The organism is Brevibacillus sp. FSL L8-0520 (genome assembly GCF_037963895.1).
GTDB lineage: Bacteria > Bacillota > Bacilli > Brevibacillales > Brevibacillaceae > Brevibacillus > Brevibacillus borstelensis.
Genome location: NZ_CP150171.1, coordinates 738,119 through 757,403, shown reverse-complemented (window position 1 = coordinate 757,403; position 19,285 = coordinate 738,119). Strand labels below are relative to the sequence as shown.

General features: G+C 52.2%; 18 protein-coding genes. 7 read left to right on the top strand and 11 right to left on the bottom strand.

The window, feature by feature from the left end:
* Window positions 1-217: 217 nt before the first annotated feature.
* Window positions 218-1,936 (top strand): methyl-accepting chemotaxis protein, encoded by a 1,719-nt coding sequence (locus NSQ24_RS04110; RefSeq protein WP_251237514.1) that lies wholly within the window; start codon window positions 218-220, stop codon window positions 1,934-1,936.
* A gap of 61 nt (window positions 1,937-1,997) precedes the next feature.
* On the top strand, window positions 1,998-2,870 hold the full coding sequence (locus NSQ24_RS04105; protein ID WP_227277838.1) for an MBL fold metallo-hydrolase: 873 nt from the start codon (window positions 1,998-2,000) through the stop codon (window positions 2,868-2,870).
* Between the two features lie 78 nt (window positions 2,871-2,948).
* On the opposite strand, the gene NSQ24_RS04100 is transcribed toward NSQ24_RS04105, so the two are convergent.
* Window positions 2,949-3,491 (bottom strand): hypothetical protein, encoded by a 543-nt coding sequence (locus tag NSQ24_RS04100; RefSeq protein ID WP_311067808.1) that lies wholly within the window; start codon window positions 3,489-3,491, stop codon window positions 2,949-2,951.
* A gap of 373 nt (window positions 3,492-3,864) precedes the next feature.
* Here NSQ24_RS04100 and NSQ24_RS04095 point away from each other — a divergent pair, with 373 nt between their 5' ends.
* Both NSQ24_RS04095 and NSQ24_RS04090 read left to right on the top strand, forming a co-directional pair.
* Entirely contained in the window at window positions 3,865-5,064 is a 1,200-nt protein-coding gene (locus NSQ24_RS04095; protein WP_003389466.1) for an iron-containing alcohol dehydrogenase, read from the top strand.
* Window positions 5,065-5,235: 171 nt separating this feature from the next.
* The gene (locus tag NSQ24_RS04090) at window positions 5,236-6,351 is read left to right on the top strand and encodes an aminopeptidase (protein ID WP_171506113.1); all 1,116 of its coding nucleotides are present in this window, start codon (window positions 5,236-5,238) and stop codon (window positions 6,349-6,351) included.
* A gap of 241 nt (window positions 6,352-6,592) precedes the next feature.
* Here the strand turns inward: NSQ24_RS04090 and NSQ24_RS04085 are convergent, their stop codons facing one another.
* The gene (locus NSQ24_RS04085) at window positions 6,593-7,438 is read right to left on the bottom strand and encodes a DUF169 domain-containing protein (protein ID WP_039070059.1); all 846 of its coding nucleotides are present in this window, start codon (window positions 7,436-7,438) and stop codon (window positions 6,593-6,595) included.
* Window positions 7,439-7,648: 210 nt separating this feature from the next.
* Here NSQ24_RS04085 and NSQ24_RS04080 point away from each other — a divergent pair, with 210 nt between their 5' ends.
* The gene (locus NSQ24_RS04080) at window positions 7,649-8,233 is read left to right on the top strand and encodes a hypothetical protein (protein ID WP_039070060.1); all 585 of its coding nucleotides are present in this window, start codon (window positions 7,649-7,651) and stop codon (window positions 8,231-8,233) included.
* Between the two features lie 171 nt (window positions 8,234-8,404).
* Here NSQ24_RS04080 and NSQ24_RS04075 read toward each other — a convergent pair whose 3' ends face one another.
* The 9 genes from NSQ24_RS04075 to NSQ24_RS04035 all read right to left on the bottom strand — a co-directional run bounded on the left by NSQ24_RS04075 (window position 8,405) and on the right by NSQ24_RS04035 (window position 17,043).
* Window positions 8,405-10,015, bottom strand: a complete 1,611-nt coding sequence (locus tag NSQ24_RS04075) for a gamma-glutamyltransferase family protein (protein WP_039070061.1) — start codon at window positions 10,013-10,015, stop codon at window positions 8,405-8,407.
* A 22-nt stretch (window positions 10,016-10,037) separates the two neighbouring features.
* Window positions 10,038-10,568: a chromate transporter gene (locus NSQ24_RS04070; RefSeq protein ID WP_024984816.1), complete on the bottom strand. Its 531-nt coding sequence runs from the start codon at window positions 10,566-10,568 to the stop codon at window positions 10,038-10,040.
* Complete coding sequence (locus tag NSQ24_RS04065) at window positions 10,565-11,146, bottom strand: chromate transporter (protein WP_243014223.1); 582 nt, start codon at window positions 11,144-11,146, stop codon at window positions 10,565-10,567. Before NSQ24_RS04065 ends, NSQ24_RS04070 begins: the two co-directional genes overlap by 4 nt.
* 33 nt (window positions 11,147-11,179) lie before the next feature.
* A complete protein-coding gene (locus NSQ24_RS04060; protein ID WP_339167286.1) occupies window positions 11,180-11,656 on the bottom strand; it encodes an AsnC family transcriptional regulator in 477 nt (158 codons plus the stop codon).
* Window positions 11,657-11,886: 230 nt separating this feature from the next.
* Window positions 11,887-13,782, bottom strand: a complete 1,896-nt coding sequence (locus NSQ24_RS04055) for an ABC transporter permease (RefSeq protein WP_339167284.1) — start codon at window positions 13,780-13,782, stop codon at window positions 11,887-11,889.
* The gene (locus tag NSQ24_RS04050) at window positions 13,757-14,527 is read right to left on the bottom strand and encodes an ABC transporter ATP-binding protein (protein ID WP_003389475.1); all 771 of its coding nucleotides are present in this window, start codon (window positions 14,525-14,527) and stop codon (window positions 13,757-13,759) included. Before NSQ24_RS04050 ends, NSQ24_RS04055 begins: the two co-directional genes overlap by 26 nt.
* Before the next feature lie 98 nt (window positions 14,528-14,625).
* Window positions 14,626-15,642, bottom strand: coding sequence for a sensor histidine kinase (locus tag NSQ24_RS04045; protein ID WP_339167282.1), 1,017 nt, complete (start codon window positions 15,640-15,642; stop codon window positions 14,626-14,628).
* Window positions 15,639-16,337, bottom strand: a complete 699-nt coding sequence (locus tag NSQ24_RS04040) for a response regulator transcription factor (RefSeq protein WP_003389477.1) — start codon at window positions 16,335-16,337, stop codon at window positions 15,639-15,641. The genes NSQ24_RS04045 and NSQ24_RS04040 overlap by 4 nt, the downstream gene beginning before the upstream one ends.
* A 193-nt stretch (window positions 16,338-16,530) precedes the next feature.
* A complete protein-coding gene (locus NSQ24_RS04035; RefSeq protein ID WP_003389478.1) occupies window positions 16,531-17,043 on the bottom strand; it encodes a sigma-70 family RNA polymerase sigma factor in 513 nt (170 codons plus the stop codon).
* A 337-nt stretch (window positions 17,044-17,380) separates the two neighbouring features.
* Here NSQ24_RS04035 and NSQ24_RS04030 point away from each other — a divergent pair, with 337 nt between their 5' ends.
* Both NSQ24_RS04030 and NSQ24_RS04025 read left to right on the top strand, forming a co-directional pair.
* Window positions 17,381-18,565, top strand: coding sequence for a hypothetical protein (locus NSQ24_RS04030; RefSeq protein ID WP_227278014.1), 1,185 nt, complete (start codon window positions 17,381-17,383; stop codon window positions 18,563-18,565).
* A gap of 63 nt (window positions 18,566-18,628) precedes the next feature.
* Window positions 18,629-19,135 carry a hypothetical protein gene (locus NSQ24_RS04025; RefSeq protein WP_024984810.1) on the top strand — a complete coding sequence of 169 codons (507 nt, stop codon included), beginning with the start codon at window positions 18,629-18,631 and terminating at the stop codon, window positions 19,133-19,135.
* The last annotated feature ends 150 nt before the right edge of the window (window positions 19,136-19,285 follow it).

Below are 19,285 nucleotides of genomic sequence, written 5' to 3'. Positions count from 1 at the left end.
CCAATTCACGAACGATTCAATTTCATTTAAACATAATTATACGCCATTATCAACGGAAATTAACAAATATACCTTCGACAAACGTTCGGGAATTATTGTATAAAAACATCATTTTCTCTCTTAATATTCGTTTACATTACATCCACACCAGCTTTACATTCCTTCACTACAATGGAAACGGGACTATCTGACTACGCAATTTTTCAGGGGGACAAACATGATCAAGAGACAATCCGTTTTTACGCCTCTCGCAGCTCCATTCGCCCGCCTGCACAGGAACATACGGCTACAGACAAAGATCACCGTTCCGCTGCTGTGCCTGCTGCTTTTTTCCTCCATCATCATCGGCGGCGCGTTTTATTCCCAAGCCAAACAGATGATTATCTCCCAGATGGAAGCAAGACTGGACTCTGAAACCGAAAAGATTACGGAAAAAATCGCGCTGATGAAGTTCACGTTTGCCTCCGACGACAAAACATACAAAAAACGGCTGCAGTACGAGCTGCGACAGCAGCAGGCCGGTCTGGCCCAAAAAGGATTGGACATCCAGCAGTTTGTGGTCCGTGACGGCCTTTTCGAACCGATTGAAAACATTACGAAAAGGGCGATTGACTTTCCCGGGGAGCTCGCCGCGCAAATACAGGCCCAGCGCTTTGGCGTTACCCATATAAATGCAGGCGGGGCCGTACATACACTGGCTTTCAGTCACTCGCCCGAAGAAAATTTCATCTACATCATTGCCGTTCCGCAAAAGCAGTACCTCGCTCCCCTGGACCAAACAGGGACATTTATCTTGTTTACCATCGCAGTTTGCCTGATCCTTTCCTTGATTCTTTGCTGGTTCATTGTTCGCGGCATCACGGCACCCTTTCAGACTCTGATTGCCAACATGCGCCGGGTTAGCTCCGGAGATCTGACCCAACGGACCGACCTCAGCCATGAAGGGCCGGAAATCCGCTCCATCGCAGACAGCTTCAATCACATGGTCGAACAGATGGCGGATATCGTGACCGAGATCAAGCGGATGATTGTCGAATTAAACAGAGACGGTCATGAAATTCGGCTCGCTGCCGAGGAGGCCGGAGAGCGCTCTTCGCTGTTGGCCCTGCGCCTCGATACGGTGAACAAGGGCGTCGAGGAAACGGCCAGCTCCACAGAATCTGCCACCGCCTCTTTTCAACGGATGAAGACGGACATGGATGAACTGTTTAAGGAGATCGCCTCTGTCCTTGCATCAGGAAAAGAGATGGAGCAAGTGGCGCTCAACGGCCAGGAAAGGATCGACGATCTAACCTCCATGATCCGCCGCTTTTCCGGGAGATACGAGCAGCTTTACAACCGGATGTCCGCCCTTCGGGAGCAGTCTGAATCGATTGGAGCCGTCGTCGGGCTGATCCAAAACATTTCCAAGCAGACAAAGCTGCTGGCGCTGAACGCCACGATCGAAGCGGCAAGGGCAGGTCAATACGGCCGGGGCTTCGCCGTCGTCGCGGACGAAGTAGCCAAGCTGGCCGGGGAGTCGGAAACAGCAGCGGTCGAAATCTCCCACATGATGCAAAGCATCCGGGGTGAAGCGCACTCCGTTTCTGCGGAAACGACAGAGGCTGCCGGACAATTGCAGCAAAGCATGGAAAAGCTGCACGAAGCGGAGAAAGCCTTTCTTCTGCTCAGGCAGACGATCGACCGGACCGCCGTACAACTGGAGGCTGCAAGCAAAGGCTTGTCCGGTATCTCAGATGATTTGGATGAAGTCGATGCTACACTCGAAACGTTCGTCGCTGTCTCCCAGGAGACCAGGACAAGTACGGAAGAGATGCTGCACACGTCCAGGGAGCAGCTGGCCTCGATCGAAAAGTCGCGCAGACTGGCAAGCGAACTGTTGGCCCTGTCTGGCCGCCTGCATGAGCTGAGCGACAAGTTTCGGGTTGCGTCATGATAATTTCGCTTCCAACTGCAAACAGTAAGAGGGAAAATGGACAGATCGGGAGGGAATATCATTGCGGGATACCTATATTCCGGTTACTTCGGCGGCAAGCGGCATCGGCCAGAAGATCGCCTCTGACGTGTTTGCCCTTTGCATACAGGTCGTAAACCTCTGCTTTGTCGGAGAACCTCAGTCCGGGCAGTGGGTGCTCGTCGATGCCGGGATGCCCAAGTCGGCTCCCGACATTGCGGCTGCGGCTGAAAAACGCTTTGGCTCGGGAGCGCGACCAAAGGCAATCGTCCTGACCCACGGCCATTTTGACCACGTCGGCGCGGTGATCGATCTGGCCGATCGGTGGGATGTCCCTGTATATGCCCACGAGCTGGAAAAGCCTTATCTAGATGGCACCTCCGATTATCCCGAACCGGATCCGGGCGTAGAAGGAGGTCTGGTCGCGAAGCTGTCGCCGCTGTTCCCGAACGGAGGCATCGATCTGGGCAGCCGGTTGCAGACCTTGCCGGCAGACGGAACCGTTCCGTTTATGCCGGGGTGGCGCTGGATTCATACGCCCGGCCACTCCCCCGGCCATGTCTCTTTGTTTCGGGAGCAGGACCGGGTGCTGATCGCCGGGGATGCTTTTGTCACAGTGAGACAGGATTCTCTCTATAAAGTGCTGACGCAAATGACCGAGATTACCGGCCCGCCCCGGTACTTTACGACTGACTGGGAGGCCGCCCGGGAGTCAGTGGCAAAGCTGGAAGCGCTGCGTCCGTCGATAGCCATCACGGGTCACGGTCTGCCCGTCTCGGGTGAAGAGCTGGCAGAAGGACTGGCGCGGTTGGTGCGCGACTTTGACAGCATAGCGCTTCCCGATTACGGGCGGTATGTGCCTGAGCGCTCCGTTCAGACCGACTCTGCGGGCCAGGGGGATCATGCGCTTTTTTAGCAAACAGAAAAAACGCGGGGAATTTCCCGCGTCAGATTCAAAAAGCCCCTTTCGGATGAAACGGGGCTTTTCAATGGTTTAGTATGAATCTGTTTTGATTACAAATCCAAATGGGTGTTCTTGATCATCCTTATAGGCATTGATTCGAAAACCTCTGTAAACTGTTTTACTCTTCTTAGGATTCGAATCCAGCGCAGAAGCGAAGTGCTTCTCTAATTTGAATTGATAGTGATTGTCTTCATGGGTATAGGGCACCTCCTTGATCTCTTTATCCGTATATAATTGTTTCCCCTCTGAATCGAGGAGAACGTCCAAAATCGCTATATGATCGAATTCTGTACCGCCAAAATCAATGGTAACTGTCTCGCCGCTTTTGTAGTATGCAATCTCTGGATGAACCGTTGGATCAAACGCAAATGTGAATTGGTCTTTGAAATTTTGTACACCTTTCAAATCATGCAAGGGAAAAGTATCCTCTCCGATCATTATATTTTTTGCCTCTTTCCCGACTGGATTCTCAACGACTGCACTGTTTTCTTCCTTCGTCTCAGAGGCATCCCCGCATCCGCTGATTCCTGCCAGGATCAAAGCCACTAGCAGGAAGCCTTTGAAGCTGTTCATTTTTTTCATCTCCCCTTCTATTAATTTATTCCGAATTGAAATGAGCCCCTGCGATAAGTCTGGCGACCTATCTGTTTCGATTGCGTCCCACGATATCCAAAGCTGTACCGTTACCAGAATCATGCTCCAGAATTTTTTCCGAATTTCTATGGCTTCCTCGCCACTGATGTATTGTCCCGGCAGCTCGTGAAACAGCAGGAGATATTCCAGAAGCTCCGGATCGTCCGGCGACAACTCTGCTGCCTTTCACGTGTGAGAAAGAGCCGACTCATAATCGCCCTCATAATGATTGAGTGCCATCGTTCTCCAAGCCCGCTCCCTTTTTGTGATACACTATCTAATAGAAAGAATGCGTGAAAGGATGGGATTTGTCATGTTGCCGTTTGAATTGTCGTTTCCGACTCGCATATTGTTTGGAACCGGGGAAATCGCAAAGGTTGGACAGGAAGCAAAGAGTCTCGGGCAAAAGGCGCTGCTCGTCACCGGCGGAAGCTCCGCAAAGCGAACAGGCTTGCTGGACAGAGTGCAGGCCTTCTTGAACGAACAGCACGTTTCCCATGTGCTCTTTGACAAAATCGAACCGAATCCCCGTACTTCGACCGTCGATCAAGGAGCTTCCCTTGCCCGCGAGCACGGTTGTGATTTTATCATTGCCCTCGGCGGAGGTTCGGTGATGGACGCGTCGAAGGCGATCGCGGCTGCCGCTTTATCCGGCCGCCCGATTTACGATTACATGCGCGGAAATCCGAGCGGAACCGCAAAGGATCTGGTCCCTGTACAGGAGGCCTTGCCGCTCATGGCGATCCCGACAGTCGCGGCGACCGGCTCCGAAGCCAACAACATCAGCGTACTGACGCACTGGGACACACATGAAAAATCGTCGATCAACGGGCCTGCCCTGTACCCGCGGGTAGCGATCCTGGACCCCGCCTTGACGTACACCGTACCCGCGCATGTGACGGCTGAAGCGTGCGCCGATATTTTTTCGCACATGTTTGAATCGTATTTGATTAGCGCTCCGGGCACACATGTGCAGGATGGAATCACCGAGTCGCTCATCCGTCTCGTCGTCGAGCACTCGCTGACAGCGATTCGCCAGCCGGATCACGAAGAGGCCCGTGCGACGCTGCTATGGGCCAGCACCCTTGGGATCAGCCCCTTTGCCATCGGCGGACGCGGGGCAGGCATGCCGCTCCACCAGATCGAGCATCCCCTGAGCGGCCATTACGACATGGCTCATGGACGCGGGCTGGCGATCCTGTCGCTGCCTTATTTTGAGCAGATCATTCTGCAAGACCGTCCGGAACGGCTGGCGCGAATGGGACGGGAATGCTTCGGCGTATCCGAAACGGATGAGCTGGCAGCAGCGCGGGCAGCGATCAAGGCCGTACAACGTTGGTATGAGGCGATGGGCATCACACAGCGTCTGTCCGACTTCGGCGTCGACAAACATGCTCTGGAGGAGCTCGCCCGCGAGTCGATCGTCATTGGCGGCAGAGGAGCCGGCTATCTCCCAAGCTCCCGCCCTCTGTCCGAGCAGGATGTAATCTCCATCTACGAAGCATGCTTGTAAACGCCTGACGCTGGCGTTCGGACCAGGGCCGCTTCGCTATGCATACCTCACGAGCGGTTTTTTAGCGGCCCGGTAAATCGTAAATATGCTCGTCCTAACGACTGGCACGGCTGTTTCGGCTATGCGATAATATGATGGATAAAAATTTTTTTACTATGGAGGTTACACACAATGGCAGATCCGCGCATTAACGAGCTAGCCAGTCGCCTCATCCGTTACTCGCTCAACCTGCAAAAAGGGGAAAAAGTCCTCATTGAAAATACCGGCATCCAGGTGCCGCTGGTGCGCGCACTGGTGCGGGAAGCGTTCGCTGTAGGCGCACTCCCTTTGGTAACGCTGAAGGATCAGGAGATTTTGCGTGCCTTGAAGCAAGGGACAAGCAAAGAGCACATGGAGCTGATCGCCAAGCATGAGCTCGCCCGTATGAAGGACGTCGATGCCTACATCGCCGTTCGCGCTTACGACAATATCAATGAATACGCAGACGTGTCCGAAGAAAAGATGGGCCTGTATTCCCGTCACTGGTATCAGCCGGTTCACACGAACGAGCGTGTACCGAACAAGCGCTGGGTCGTGCTCCGCTACCCGAACAAGTCGATGGCCCAGCTGTCCAACATGAGTCTCGAAGGCTTCGAGGACTTCTACTTTGATGTGTGCAACCTGGACTACTCCAAAATGTCCAAGGCGATGGACCCGCTCAAAGCGCTGATGGAGCGCACAGACCGCGTCCGGATCGCCGGACCGAAAACGGACCTGTCCTTCTCGATCAAAGGCATCCCCGCGATCAAGTGCGACGGAAAGCGCAATATTCCGGACGGCGAGGTATATACCGCACCGATCCGCGATTCTGTGGAAGGAACCATCTTCTACAATGCCGCCTCCAACTACCACGGCATCTCGTTTACCGATGTCCAGTTTACGTTCTCCAAAGGAAAAATCGTCGAGGCCACCAGCTCCAACACGAAGGCCCTGAACGAAATCCTGGATACGGATGACGGTGCCCGCTATATCGGCGAATTCGCGATTGGCTTTAACCCGCACATTCTGCACCCGATGCTCGACATCCTGTTCGACGAGAAGATTGCCGGCAGCTTCCACTTCACCCCCGGCAATGCCTACACCGTGGCAGACAACGGCAACCGCTCCTCGATTCACTGGGATTTGGTGCAAATCCAGCGCCCAGAGTACGGCGGCGGTGAAATCTGGTTTGACGATGTACTGATCCGCAAAGACGGACGGTTTGTCTTGCCGGAGCTGGAAGGTCTGAATCCGGAGAATTTGGTGTAAAACTTTTTTACACAGCAGAAGACTGCTCGCTTGAGGTGGCGTGCAGTCTTTCTTATTCTCTTTCTTCTCCGTTTCTTTTGGCTTTTTTCGGGCCTTTTGCTTTTTTGAGGCCTTTTTCTTTTTTGGGGTCTTTTTCCTTTTCGGGGGGTCCTTTGCCTTTTTTTAGCTTCTTTAGCTCTTTTAGCTTTATTGGCTCTTTTGACTCTTTTGGCCCTTGAGGCCCGCTAAGGCCACTTTTGCTTTATTCCTTCCCTTCCGTCTGAACCAGCTTGCTCCCTTGACTTACCTGCTCCTCCCCCGCGCTTGCCTCTGACACCGCACCGGGAAACATGCTTGCCAGCTTCTGATAGGTCGGCGGAAACTCTGCCTGGTAGCGAAGGTAGGTGGGAATCGGGTAGCGAATGCCGCCCCGGTTCGTACCCTCCAAGCCCTCGACCAGCTCCGCCGCGTCGCGGAAATGAAAGCTGAAAGCCATCTCGTGATCCTGTGTTTGCGCAAACAGCCTGTCGCCATAGCAAGGGACGATCACCTGCGGCTCTCCGGTCTGCAGCGGCTTGATCGCTATATCGGCGCAGTCGGCCCGGCTGGAAAACGTCGACGGGATCGATCCGCCCCGTTTGTACAGCATTCCCGCCACCAGACGCATGACTTGGGCGGAGTTTCCGTAAATGACGACCACGTCCGGGTCAAAAGGAGCACGCTCCAGCGGAAACGAGACGTAATACCCGCTCTCTTCCCGCGAAAGCTTGGGTACATCCTGCTCGCTTTTGGCGCCAGCCTCCAGAGAATCCGTGTACATGCCACAGGCGAGATGCCCTTCGGAATAAAACGGAAGCTGCTCCTCATAGCCGAATGCCACCTGAGCGATCGGACAGGAGAGATCCGCGCCGTTCATGGCAATCGTCCAGCCGTATCGACGGGAAAAGCTGACCGCCTGGCAGATGGTGATGAGATAGCCCAGATCCTGTGACGGGCGCTTTGCTTTTGCAGGCAGCTCGCTCTGGCTTTTGACAATTTTAATCCCCACCGGAAAAGTGTCAGGACGAATAAACGATTGGATGGCTTCACGCAATTGCTGTATGCTCATAACTTTTCCCCCCGGTCGCTTTTTTTGAATATTTCTGCAATGTTAGTCAAAAAACCTGTTTCTTCCCCACAAATTACGGGATGATGCCAAAACATATGCACATTACAGAATTGTAAGGTGAGGGAAAGGTAAATCGATTTATTGTCGGCTGTTTGTATAGTACCTTTGTTAGTAGAGAAAGTTTGACACTTGGTGGAGGAAACGAAAGAAATGAAGAAGTTGGGGATTGTCGTAATAAGTATCGTATTGTTGCTGCTGACCGGCTGCGGGCGCCAGTCCTCCCCTGAGCAGGTCCAGGGCCTTGGAAAGGCTGAGGCTGCCGCCATCGCCCAAGCGGCGGTGAAGAAATTCTTTCAAGCCGAAGTAGATATAGAGGACCGGGAAGTGACTTTGGAAGATCCCGACTCCTTGATTGACAGCGATACGCACCAGCCTATCTACCGAGGAGTGCCCGTCCATGCCGTTCTCAAGCGAAAGCCGCAGGACGGAGAAATCGCGGCCTTCCATGCGGTTATAGACCCAAAGACGAAGCAAATCCTTTCCCTTTCCATAGATCGAATGAACAAACAGACAACACAGACAACATCGCTGTCGACCGAAGAGCTGGAGCGGATCGCGGCTGATTACGTCCGCTCTCGGGCGCTTTTGAGCCCGCAAGCCGTGAAATTGGTGAAGTGTTCTCCCGTCAGCACGGGCGACCGAAAGCAGTACTTTTATTTTACAGACGATCAGTATACCGTGGCTGTCGGGGTTGATACAGAATCGCGGCAGATCGTAACCTTTACGTTTGACTGACGGCTCCCGGAGGGCCGTCAGTCGTTCACTTTCCAATAGCGATCCTATTTTTTTGAAATCCACGGCTCGATAAGCGCATTTACCACAAAGTCTCATCACCTCTCCTCTGCACTACGCATCCTGTACAGAAAAAAGGACGCGACTGCTCGCGCCCCCTCCCTTTTACTTTGTTTACCACGACGCGATGCAGCTGTCCGTCCGCATGTCGGTCCCGCCGATCAAGACGCCGTTTTCATCCCGCCAGATGATCTGGCCTCGGCCAAATCCGCCGAAGCCCGTCACCCGCTTGATGTCATGGCCCTTTTTCTTCAGCTCCTGTGCGATCTGTTCGGGAAAATGCTGCTCGACCTCCACCGTTCTTCCTTCCACCCAGCGCCATCGCGGAGCATCCAGGGCGGCCTGCGGATTCAAATGAAAGTCGACAGTGCTCATCACCACCTGCACGTGACCCTGCGGCTGCATGTATCCGCCCATGACCCCGAATGGTCCAACCGGTTTCCCGTCTTTGGTCAAAAAGCCAGGAATGATCGTATTGAACGATTTTTTCCCCGGCTCCAGCCGATTGTCGTGCGCGGGATCAAGCGAGAAGTTGTTCCCCCGGTTTTGCAGAGCAATTCCCGTACCCGGAACGACAATCCCTGATCCGAATCCCATGTAGTTGCTCTGGATAAACGAAACCATATTTCCCTCGCCATCCGCTGTCGCCAGGTAAACCGTACCGCTGGCAACCGGTTTGCCGGGTTCGGGTATTCCGGCATGCTCCCCGATCAGGCTGCGGCGGTACACTGCATACTCCTCGGCCAACAGGTCCTCCACCCTGACGCTCATCCTGTCCTCCTGCGTGATGTAGCGCAGTCCATCGGCAAAAGCCAGCTTGATCGCCTCAATTTGCTTGTGGCAGGTTTCGGCCGAATCCCTGGCGTCAAAATCGAAGCCCTTCAGCATATTCAGCGCCAAAAGCGCGACCAGCCCCTGACCGTTCGGCGGTATTTCCCACACATCGTAGCCTCTGTAGTTGACGCTGATCGGCTTGACCCACTCGGGCCGGTACGCAGCCAAGTCGGCCAGACGAAGATACCCGCCAGATTCGCGAGAAAAGGCGTCGATCCGCTCAGCCAATTCCCCGCTGTAGAAGCTTTCTCCCTCGGTCTCGGCAATCTTCCGAAGCGTCTTTGCGTGTCCGGGCGAGCGCCAGATTTCCCCTGCTTTCGGAGGACCTCCTGCGGGAGCAAACGTGGAAAACCAATGGGCGAATTCCGGGCCCGTACAGAGCTGCTTGAATTTGTGATAGGCCACTTCCCAAAAATGAGCGAGTGTCGGCGACAGCGGATAGCCTTGTTCCGCATAGTCGATTGCCGGCTTTAGCACGACTGCAAGCGGAAGCCTGCCGAATCTTCTGGAAAGCTCGACCCATGCTGCCGGCGCACCTGGTACTGTTACCGGAAGCCATCCGTACGTCGGCATTTTCTCATGCCCCTCCGCTTTTACGGCCTCGATGGAAATGCCGTTTGGCGCCGGGCCGCTTGCGTTTAAGCCGTGAAGCGTGCCTTTCGTCCAGACTAGCGCGTACGCGTCGCCGCCAATCCCGTTGGAGGTGGGCTCTACGACAGTCAGACAGGCGGCGGTGGCAATCGCGGCATCGATGGCATTTCCGCCTCGCTTCAGCATATCAAGTCCCGCCTGGGCCGCCAGCGGCTGCGAGGTTGCCACCATCCCGTTTCTGGCATAGGCTGTCATCCGGCGGGACGCATACGGGTATTCCATCGGGTCAAAGAATGTCATAAGACGTGCTCCTTTCAACTGGTCAGTTGATAAAGAAAAACCCGTACGCCATCGCGAGCAGAATAACCAGGGCGGGATGCAGCTTCCACTTTTCCAAGAGGAGAAAAGCGGCGACCGAAAGGATAGCGGTCTGCATCCACCCGATCCCTTCGACGGCTCCGAGCAGGAACTCGTAGGTCATGATCCCCAGCAGCACCGTCACGATCGGACGAACCGATTGCGTCATCGCCTTTACCTGGGGGGCATCGCGAAACAGGTTGAGAGCGCCGAGCAGCGCAATCATGGCGATAGCTGTCGGAGCTACGGTAGCGAGAAGGGCGACCGCCGCTCCGGGGACGCCTGCCACCTGGTAGCCGACATAGCCCGCCAGCTTGGTCGCGATCGGGCTTGGAAGCGCATTGGCGACGGCCAGCACCTCGCCGAACTCCTGCATCGTCATCCAGCCGTAGTGGTCGACGACTTCATTCTGAATCAGCGGGATGCTTGGCGGCCCGCCTCCGTACCCGAGGATGTTGGAGATGAAGAACGCCCAAAACAGTTGCAGGTAGATCATGCTTCTCCCTCTCCTTCCCCTCTGCTCCGCTGCTTGCGGACCGCCCAGGTGGCGTAGCCAAAGGAAAGGGTCAGGGCGATGCCCACAACGATCCCTGGATGCAGATCAAGAAACAGCAAAGCCACTACCGATAAAAGCAAAGCGGCAGCAGCTCCGCTCTTGTTCTTGCTCCCCTGCCAGCCCTTTTGCAGAAACTCCCAGGTCAGTACGGCCGTCATCACAGCAATGACTGGCTGGATCGCCTGAATCATGCCGTATATGCCCGGGGAATCCTTCCACTGATAGATCACCTGCAGCAGCGCAATCATCGCCAGCACAGTGGGCAGCACCACCGCACAGTTGGCGACCAGCGCGCCCATCCAGCCTTTTACGCGGTAGCCGATATATGCGGCCAGCTTGGTTGCGATCGGGCCTGGAAGCGCGTTTGCCATCGCCAGGTTGTCGGTAAAATCCTCTTCGCTTACCCATTTGTATTTCTTCACGCATTCGGTATAAAACAAGGGGACCATCGTCGGTCCTCCTCCATAGCCAAAAATCCCGATTCGAAAAAAGGCAAGAAACAACTTCCAATAAATCATGCTGTCCTCCCTTTCTGTTTTCTGCCTTCCATTTCAACGAAGATATGTATGAGATGATTTCAATAATTTCAATTCATGAATGACATTCATGCGGACAATACCGGAAATCTTGTTCAGCCTGCCCAGTAAAAAGCCGGACAGCTCCTCGTAATCCCTGTGCAATACCTGGATCATGATCTGATATTCTCCCGAGGTCAGGACGATCTGCCGGACCTCTTCAATAGCCTGCAGCTCGGCTGCCGCTTCATCGAGCCTGCCTGTCTCGACTGCCAACTGGATCAACGATGACAGCGTCAGTCCCGCCTTGGCCGGATTCAGTACGCCGATCAGACTGAGCACTTCTTCCTCCTGCATCTGCTGTACCCGCATCCGAACTGTCTTCTCTGTCACCCCCAGTTCCTTGGCGATCTGGGTAAACGGCAGCCGCGCATTCCCCTGCAAAGCTTTGGCGATACCGTAATCCAAATCGTCCAACTCAAAATATCGTGAACCTTCCAAACTCGTTGACATGCTCCCCCTGCCTTTTTCTACTCGTTTTCGCTTGATCAGCGCCTATCACACGAAGATATGCGCCGGACAAGGACGATAATCAGATTTTTAGTTAGCATAATATGGAACCTGCCCAAGCGCAATATTTTCCCTAAAATTCTGATAAGCCCGCCTGCCTGAACAGACGAAAGCAGGCGCCGCATGCGGAGCCTCTCTCCGCTGCGACGCCTGCATATCGTAGCTCTTGGACGTTACTGCATGGACCGCTTCAGGTTGAACAAGTAGCGGTTGCGAATAATCCAGAAATAGACAAATTGTACGAGAACAAAGCTCGCCAGCACGATCGCCGTCGGCTTTACCACGGACGCGATCATCATCAGCTTCAGAAGGCTGTTTAGCGAGACAAACGCGACGGCACTGTGTACGATGGCCACGATGATCGGAACGAAGAACAGCAGCCCGATCTGCGTCGTCACGATGCGGGAAAGCTCCTTCTCGGAAAGGCCAATCTTTGTAATCGCGCCGTATTGTCTGCGGTCGCTCTCCAGATCAGTGTACAAACGGAAGTACAAGAAGCTTCCTGCCGCTACGAAAAACAGAACGCCGACAAACAATCCGATGAACAAGCTCGTGTTGGCCATTTGCTTCAACTCTTGATAGATCGGAGCGCGGGCTCCGAAGGAATACGCCCCGTCATGCTCCTCGGAAATTTCTGCTTCCAGCTTTTCGCTCAGTTCTTTCGTCTCTTTCCATCTGTCCACTTGGTAGAAATAGTTGTGTTCAAAATTGCTCTCTTTTGCTTGGGCATAAACGCTGTCTGCCACAATCACCAACTGATTGCCGCTCAAGGATCTTATTACCGAAAACCCTTCGATACCTCTGGGCTTCAATTGTTGACCGGCGACTGTCAACGAGCCGTCTTCTGCACCGCTTACATCCTCGCCCGGCCAGCGTTGATAGTAGACAGCTTCTCCGTCGCCTACCTGCACCTCATCCGCGTCCGCGGCACGGGCCGCGCGATTGTACTCGGTGACCCCGACAATCGATACCCCTTGATGCTCTTCTTTGTTAACGGACAGGTACTTTGTTGTTACCTCCCATTTTTCAAACGGAAAGCCGGCGTCTTGCAGCGCTTTCTCAATCCTGGCCGTTGTCGCTTCCCGCTGTTTCGCGTCTGCGGTGGTCAGATATTCAAACGCATACGGATTCGTCCTCACTGTCGTCTCCGTGATCGAGGAGGCCAGGGCAGCCAGTGTCCCGATCGCGCAAAACGCCACGGTAGAGACGATGCAGACGAGGAAAAACATGCGGGCGTTGTCTTTCATCCGATAAGCCAGGTCAGACAAGGTGACCAGGTTGGTCTTGTTCCAGTAAAAATGTCGGTTGCGCTTCATCAGCCTGATCAAAAATACACTGAGCTGCGTGAACAGCAAATAGGTCCCGGCGATCGTCAGCGCGATGACTGGAAACATCAGGACCATCACAAACGCGCCTTTGGCCCAGATCGCCAGCGCATACGCCATCACGAGGAGAGCAGCTGCGAGCAGAGACAAGAAAACCGATGCTTTTGGTTCCTGCTTCGGACGCTGGCTTCCTTGCAAAAGCTCCAGCAGGTTGCTTCGTTTCAAAAACAGCACCGTAAAGACGGAGATCGCCACAAACAGGCACAAGAAGCAAACAATGGTCAGCACCATGGCGTCCAACGGAAGATAAAAGGGCAGCGGTTCCACATCGAGCAGGAACCCGGCAAATTGGAAAAACAGTTTCCCCAGAACCATCCCGAGCCCGATCCCAAATACAATGGACAGCGATCCGATCATCATGTTTTCCATGAAGATCAGCTTGTTCCTCTGGCCTTGCGTCATGCCGTGCATCATTAAAATGCCGAACTCTTTTTCCCTTTTTTTCAAAAACGCTCCGACACAATAGAAGAGAAAGAAGAAGGCAAACAGAAAAATGATGTATTCAGCCGCCACCATCCCCTGGGCGACAAAGCGGTGAATCTCGCCGTTTTCAACGCCAGGATGGTAGATGAACATCGCGTAGATGAAAAAAATCATCACCGAAAACACACTGCTCAGAAAAAATGCGGCATAGGTTCGCTTGTTCCGGGAAACGTTGTTAAACGCGAATTGACGAAAGGTCATGCGTATTCCCTCCCAGAAGCGACAGCGCATCGATGATTTTCTGGAAGAATGCCTGTCTGCTTTCTCCGCGATACATCTCGTTGTGTAGCTGGCCGTCCTTGATAAAGATGACGCGGTGGCAATAGCTGGCCGCAAGCGGGTCATGCGTGACCATCATCATCGTCGTGCCGTCGTTTTTGTTGATCGTCTCCAATGTTTCCATCACGTTGCGGGATGCTTTGGAGTCTAGGTTGCCGGTCGGCTCGTCAGCCAGCAGGAGGGAGGGCGTATGAATAATCGCCCGGGCGATGGCTGTCCGCTGACGCTGGCCTCCCGATATTTCGTACGTCCGCTTTTCCAGAATGTCCACGATCCCGAGCTTTTCCGCGACGGTCTGAAGCTTTTCGTCCATTTCAGCGACGCTTTTGCCGTCGAGGGTCAGCGGCAGCACGATGTTTTCGCCAACTGTCAGCGTATCGAGCAGATTGAAGTCCTGAAAGACAAATCCCAGCTCTCTTCTGCGGAACAAGGCAAGCTGGTTCCGTTTCAATTCATGCGGATTGGTGCCATTGAGCAGCACCTCGCCCGATGTCGGGGAGTCAATCGTCGAAATCATGTTCAGAAGCGTGGTTTTCCCGCTTCCGGACGGACCCATGATGCCGACGAACTCCCCTTTTTTAATTGTAAAGTCGATGTCGGTCAACGCCCGATACGTGACCCTGCCGCCGTATATTTTGCTGAGGCGCTTTACATGCAGCATATCCATGTGCGCTTCTCCTTTCATTTCATGCCTGATCTTATAGATTAGGTAGCATCCTTTACTGCTTACCACTATACGGAAAGCGCGCATGTTCATCCATCGAATTAGCTTTCATCCAGCTTACGTTCTTGTAAGGTTGGCACAACAGCCGAAAAGACGATGCGGACTTTTGTTCCCACACCAACCTCCGACTCCAGCTCTACGGAATGATGAAGGCGTCCGCAGATCTCCTTCACCAAGTAAAGCCCCATACCGGTCGACTCCGCGTACTTGCGGCCGTTTTCTCCGGTGAAGTACGGTTGATACACGCGCTGGATATCCTCCGGCGGAATGCCGATACCGCTGTCCTCTACCTCCAGGACTGCAAGCTGTCCCCTGGTATACGAGCGGATCGTCACCTTGCTGCCCTTTTTGTCCGAGTAGCGCACTGCATTCGTCAACAGCTGGTTTAGCACAAAGGAGAGCCATTTTTCATCCGACTCTACCACCAAGTGTTCATCTACAGCCAGCTCGGGATACACCTGATTGCGTATAAACAGCCGCTTGTTCTCCGACACAACGCTCTGCGCCAGCTTTCTGAGAGACACCGGCTCGATCAGGTAATCCTGCTCAAAACGGTCCAACCTGGCGCTGTACAGAACCGTCTCCAGCCCCCTTTTGATCCTGTCCACTTCTTCACGCACGCTTTCAATCCGCGGATCGTCATCGTCCTGCAGCAGGAGGTGAATGACAGAAATCGGGGTTTTCATCTGATGGACCCACTGCTGGATAAAGGTCGTATGGTCCCGCTGCTTGGTCTCATACGTATGGAGCTGCTCTTTGAAGAGCCGGTACTGGTTTTGGAACGTTTGATCCATCGCCTGTCCGAGCGGAGCATTGCCATGCGTCAGCGTCAGTTCCTCGAGGTTTCGAATTGGCGTGCTCAGCCGCTTGTATACGTACCGGTTGGCCAGATAGCGGATCACTAAAAAGCACCCGGCGAAAAAAATGCACAGGAAAATCGCATAGCTGATCAAAGAAGGATTCCAGTAGCCGTCCAGGCCGAAAATCAGGATCAAGAGGAAGAGCTGAATGAAAAACATCGCCAGAAATGCCCATTGGTCGCGCAAGAACAGCTTCATTCCGCATCCTCCCACGTGACCTTCAGGCGGTACCCGGAGCCGCGGACAGTTTCAATCGCCCCGTCCAGCCCCAGCTCCTTCAGCTTGCCGCGCACACGCGTGATGTAGACGTTGAGCGTATTTTCATCGACGAACTGCTCATCCCACAGCTTTTCCAACAGGCGCTCGCGGCTGACCACCCGGGGATATTGATTGAGCAGCGCCTCCAGAAGCAGTGCTTCCTTTTTGCTCAGCTCTACTTTTTCGTCCCCCATCATCAATTCCATCCGCTCCAAAAACAGCCGCAAGCCTGCTACCTCAACGGTTCGCTCCGTTTCCTGGGGAGCGTACATCCCGTAAGCGCGCCGCAGCTGACTGCGAATCTTCGCCAGTACGACATCGTAATCAAACGGCTTGGTAATGTAGTCGTCCGCTCCATTCTCCAATGCCATCACCTGATCCATCTTGCTTTCCCGCGCGGAAATGAACAGGATCGGACAGTTCGACACCTGGCGAATCTGGCGGCACCAGTAAAACCCGTCAAACTTGGGCAAATTGACATCCAGCAGGACCAAATCAGGCTGGCCCTGGGAAAATACATCCATCACCCGGTCAAAATGGTCCACGTTTATCGTTTGGTACCCGTATTTTTCCAACTGCCCTTGAAGCAGCTGGTTAATCTTCGGATCGTCTTCCACGATCATGATTGTCGACATTGATCATCCGCCTCACTTCCGTCATCTCTATTTTTACTATACCAAAAAATCGGATGAGCCCCCAATGAACGAAGCCAACTGTATGGGTTGCGAGAATCGACTCCCATCCGATCCCAGCCTTTTTTAAAAAACTCCAAAAAACGGGACAGATCCTGTGATCCATCCCGTTTTTTCTATGCTGCCTCCCGTTCTCTCATACACGAGACATCATTTTTTGCAGCTTTTTGATCCCGCGGAAATGCAGAATTTTTACTGACGCTTCCGTCTTTCCGAGAATCTCGGCAATTTCGTTCATCCTCAAATCGGCCAGGTACCGAAGTGAAATTACATTTCGCTGGTCGGCTGTCAGCGTCTTAACGTTTTTCCACAGGTCTTCATGAGACTCTTGGTTCAATACCCGTTCCTCCGGCAGCTTTTCGCTTGTGACCAGGCTGGAGAACACCTCTTGGTCCGCCGGATATTCCCGTTTTTTGCGCAGGTAGTCGATCAATGTATTGTGGGCGATCCGGAAAATCCATGCCCCGAAAGGATGGCGTCCGTCGTACTGGTCGAGCTTGGAGTACACCTTGACAAACACAGTCGTCGTCAAGTCCTCCACGTCCCAAACATTGCGGACGCGGTAGCGGAAATAGCGGTAAATTTTCGCCGAATATTCTTCATATATGTGCCCGTGGTCGGTTGACTCAAGTTTTCTCACAGTATTCATGGTCCTTGCTCCCGTATGTTCGTTTTTTCCTGTATGAAGGTTCGTATGAATTGTCTTTATTGTAAAAGGCCCGGGAGATTGGAACCATCGAGTTACATTTCATCTTCCTTACAGTTTTGTAAGGTGGGAGCTGCGTTGAAGGCCGGAGAGTTATTCCACTTCACAAACTGGGATTCTCCTTGGACACTCGCTTGCATGGGGCTTAAAGAAATCACTGTTAAGCTGAGGAAGCTTAAAAACGCAAACGTGAAATCTGTGTGAATGACAAAAAGCGACATTCTTTTATGATGCAAATATGTTAATTTATTTTTGTAAAATATTTGAAAGGATGGTACTAATGAGAAATAACTTTTTGAAAGCATCGTTACTCTCTTTACTAGCAGTGGGCCTTTCCGCAAGCTCCTTGTTTAGCAGTACACCGATTCTAGCCAAAGATACCCCCTCAACATTTGAGGATCTCCCACAATTCGCAACGAAACAAAGCGTAAATATTATGCTTTACGATGAAGACGGAAAAATCGAAAAAGAGTTTCATGCCGATGGGCTTGAAGTGACTTATCATTATCAAAACGGGATCATGACTGAATCCGTGGATAACAAAGGGAGAACACAAAGATACAAAAAGCGGGACAACTTCGTCGAAATAACCGAGTATGAAAACGGAAAGGAACTTTTTACTCATAGTCTTTCTCAGAGCGATTATAATTTTCCGGAATTTACAACCCTCGATCACGAAGACCGTGAGAAAGAAAAATTGGACAACCAGATCAATCTGGAAAACAAACCAAACGATGAAGACTCCTTACATATCGAAAGTAAAACCACCTACGAAGATTATTTTGTGAATGGAGTCCTTATGAACAACCTAGTTCCTGGTTCTTGCCCCTGCTCATCAGGTGCATCAGACAAATTTATCAACCATAACTCTATGACAGAAAGGGAGATTCAGTCGTTTTTTGAAGAGAAGGGTTCCATTTTGAAGGATCCTGTGCAAATTTGGAGGAAAGATTCCAACGGAAAAGTTTATAATACCAACAAAACCATCCTTCCATCCAAAGCTATCTACGACGCTGCGCAAACACACAGAATGAATCCGAAAGTGGTTATTGTCACCCTCCAAAAAGAGCAAAGCCTTGTTTCCGCAAAGCCCGGAAGCGAACCATACTCGTCTCGCCGTTTTTACTACGCGATGGGGTACGGTGCCACTGATGGTGGAGATTTGAAGGGAACCAGCGGTTTTGATATTCAGATCGATAAAGGAACAAAACTGTTTAAGGATTTGTGGTATCAATCTCCAGGCGGTAGTTACCCCGTTCTGTTTGAAAACATCAATTACGGAAGCACCAAAACCTCCAATGGTGTCACTTATAAAAACTACATCTGGGTTAAAAATTATGGAACATGGGCTCTCTATAAATACACGCCTCATACCCTGGATATTAAGCAACTTCCAAATATTAAAGGAGGAAACTATTTGTTCCAGAGTCTCTTCAAATCATATTGGGGAGCAGACTGGGATTGAGTTAATAAGGCATGCCCTTCGCTATAAGCGAGGGGTGTTTTCAATATGAGGGAGGTAATATCTGTGAAAAGTAAGCTCTTGCTAATTTTCATATTCGTACTGTTCCTATCGGGCTGCACTTCCCAAGAAACTACACCAAATAATGCCCCACAAGAGACACCCGCCCAATCCTTGGCAAGTCAATTTCCGGGGACAAACTTACACGCCATACAGGAGCATATTTACAATTCAGACTCTATAAAAGCCCAGCCGGAATTAGCCGCGATATGGTTTGAAGAAAATGAGAAAAAAAGTATGCTCCAATGGTTGGAAACAGCCACAGAAATTACTACTCTTACTCAAAAGATTAAGAAGATTGGATGGTATGACTTCGAATATCAAATTGGCAAACAGGTAGTAGATAGAAAATACCTAGCATACGTTCAAGATGAGAATGGCCGATTCTATGTCAAGCCCTTTGAAGTAGTGAAGGAGTTGAATCTGGAGGAATTTACAGAAGAGTCTATTGAGCCGATTTTACAGATACTAGGCAAAGATAACTGGTTTGTTGTAGAAGAGGCACCCTTTTAGAACAATACAGATTAGTGCCTGCAACCAATTTTTTGAGCTGTCATAGCAACGCCAGAATGTAAAGCAAAGGAGGTGTCCCTTGGTACCAAAGACACCTCCAACAATTGCAAAGCATACTGGTATTAACGTCAACATTACCCCCGACATTTG

Excerpts from the sequence above, each read along its gene's own strand:
- NSQ24_RS04110 (WP_251237514.1), top strand. The coding sequence starts at position 218 with ATGATCAAGAGACAATCCGTTTTTACGCCTCTCGCAGCTCCATTCGCC.
- NSQ24_RS04100 (WP_311067808.1), bottom strand. The coding sequence starts at position 3,491 with ATGAACAGCTTCAAAGGCTTCCTGCTAGTGGCTTTGATCCTGGCAGGA.
- NSQ24_RS04095 (WP_003389466.1), top strand. The coding sequence starts at position 3,865 with ATGTTGCCGTTTGAATTGTCGTTTCCGACTCGCATATTGTTTGGAACC.
- NSQ24_RS04090 (WP_171506113.1), top strand. The coding sequence starts at position 5,236 with ATGGCAGATCCGCGCATTAACGAGCTAGCCAGTCGCCTCATCCGTTAC.
- NSQ24_RS04085 (WP_039070059.1), bottom strand. The coding sequence starts at position 7,438 with ATGAGCATACAGCAATTGCGTGAAGCCATCCAATCGTTTATTCGTCCT.
- NSQ24_RS04080 (WP_039070060.1), top strand. The coding sequence starts at position 7,649 with ATGAAGAAGTTGGGGATTGTCGTAATAAGTATCGTATTGTTGCTGCTG.
- NSQ24_RS04075 (WP_039070061.1), bottom strand. The coding sequence starts at position 10,015 with ATGACATTCTTTGACCCGATGGAATACCCGTATGCGTCCCGCCGGATG.
- NSQ24_RS04070 (WP_024984816.1), bottom strand. The coding sequence starts at position 10,568 with ATGATCTACCTGCAACTGTTTTGGGCGTTCTTCATCTCCAACATCCTC.
- NSQ24_RS04065 (WP_243014223.1), bottom strand. The coding sequence starts at position 11,146 with ATGATTTATTGGAAGTTGTTTCTTGCCTTTTTTCGAATCGGGATTTTT.
- NSQ24_RS04060 (WP_339167286.1), bottom strand. The coding sequence starts at position 11,656 with ATGTCAACGAGTTTGGAAGGTTCACGATATTTTGAGTTGGACGATTTG.
- NSQ24_RS04055 (WP_339167284.1), bottom strand. The coding sequence starts at position 13,782 with ATGACCTTTCGTCAATTCGCGTTTAACAACGTTTCCCGGAACAAGCGA.
- NSQ24_RS04050 (WP_003389475.1), bottom strand. The coding sequence starts at position 14,527 with ATGGATATGCTGCATGTAAAGCGCCTCAGCAAAATATACGGCGGCAGG.
- NSQ24_RS04045 (WP_339167282.1), bottom strand. The coding sequence starts at position 15,642 with ATGAAGCTGTTCTTGCGCGACCAATGGGCATTTCTGGCGATGTTTTTC.
- NSQ24_RS04040 (WP_003389477.1), bottom strand. The coding sequence starts at position 16,337 with ATGTCGACAATCATGATCGTGGAAGACGATCCGAAGATTAACCAGCTG.
- NSQ24_RS04035 (WP_003389478.1), bottom strand. The coding sequence starts at position 17,043 with ATGAATACTGTGAGAAAACTTGAGTCAACCGACCACGGGCACATATAT.
- NSQ24_RS04030 (WP_227278014.1), top strand. The coding sequence starts at position 17,381 with ATGAGAAATAACTTTTTGAAAGCATCGTTACTCTCTTTACTAGCAGTG.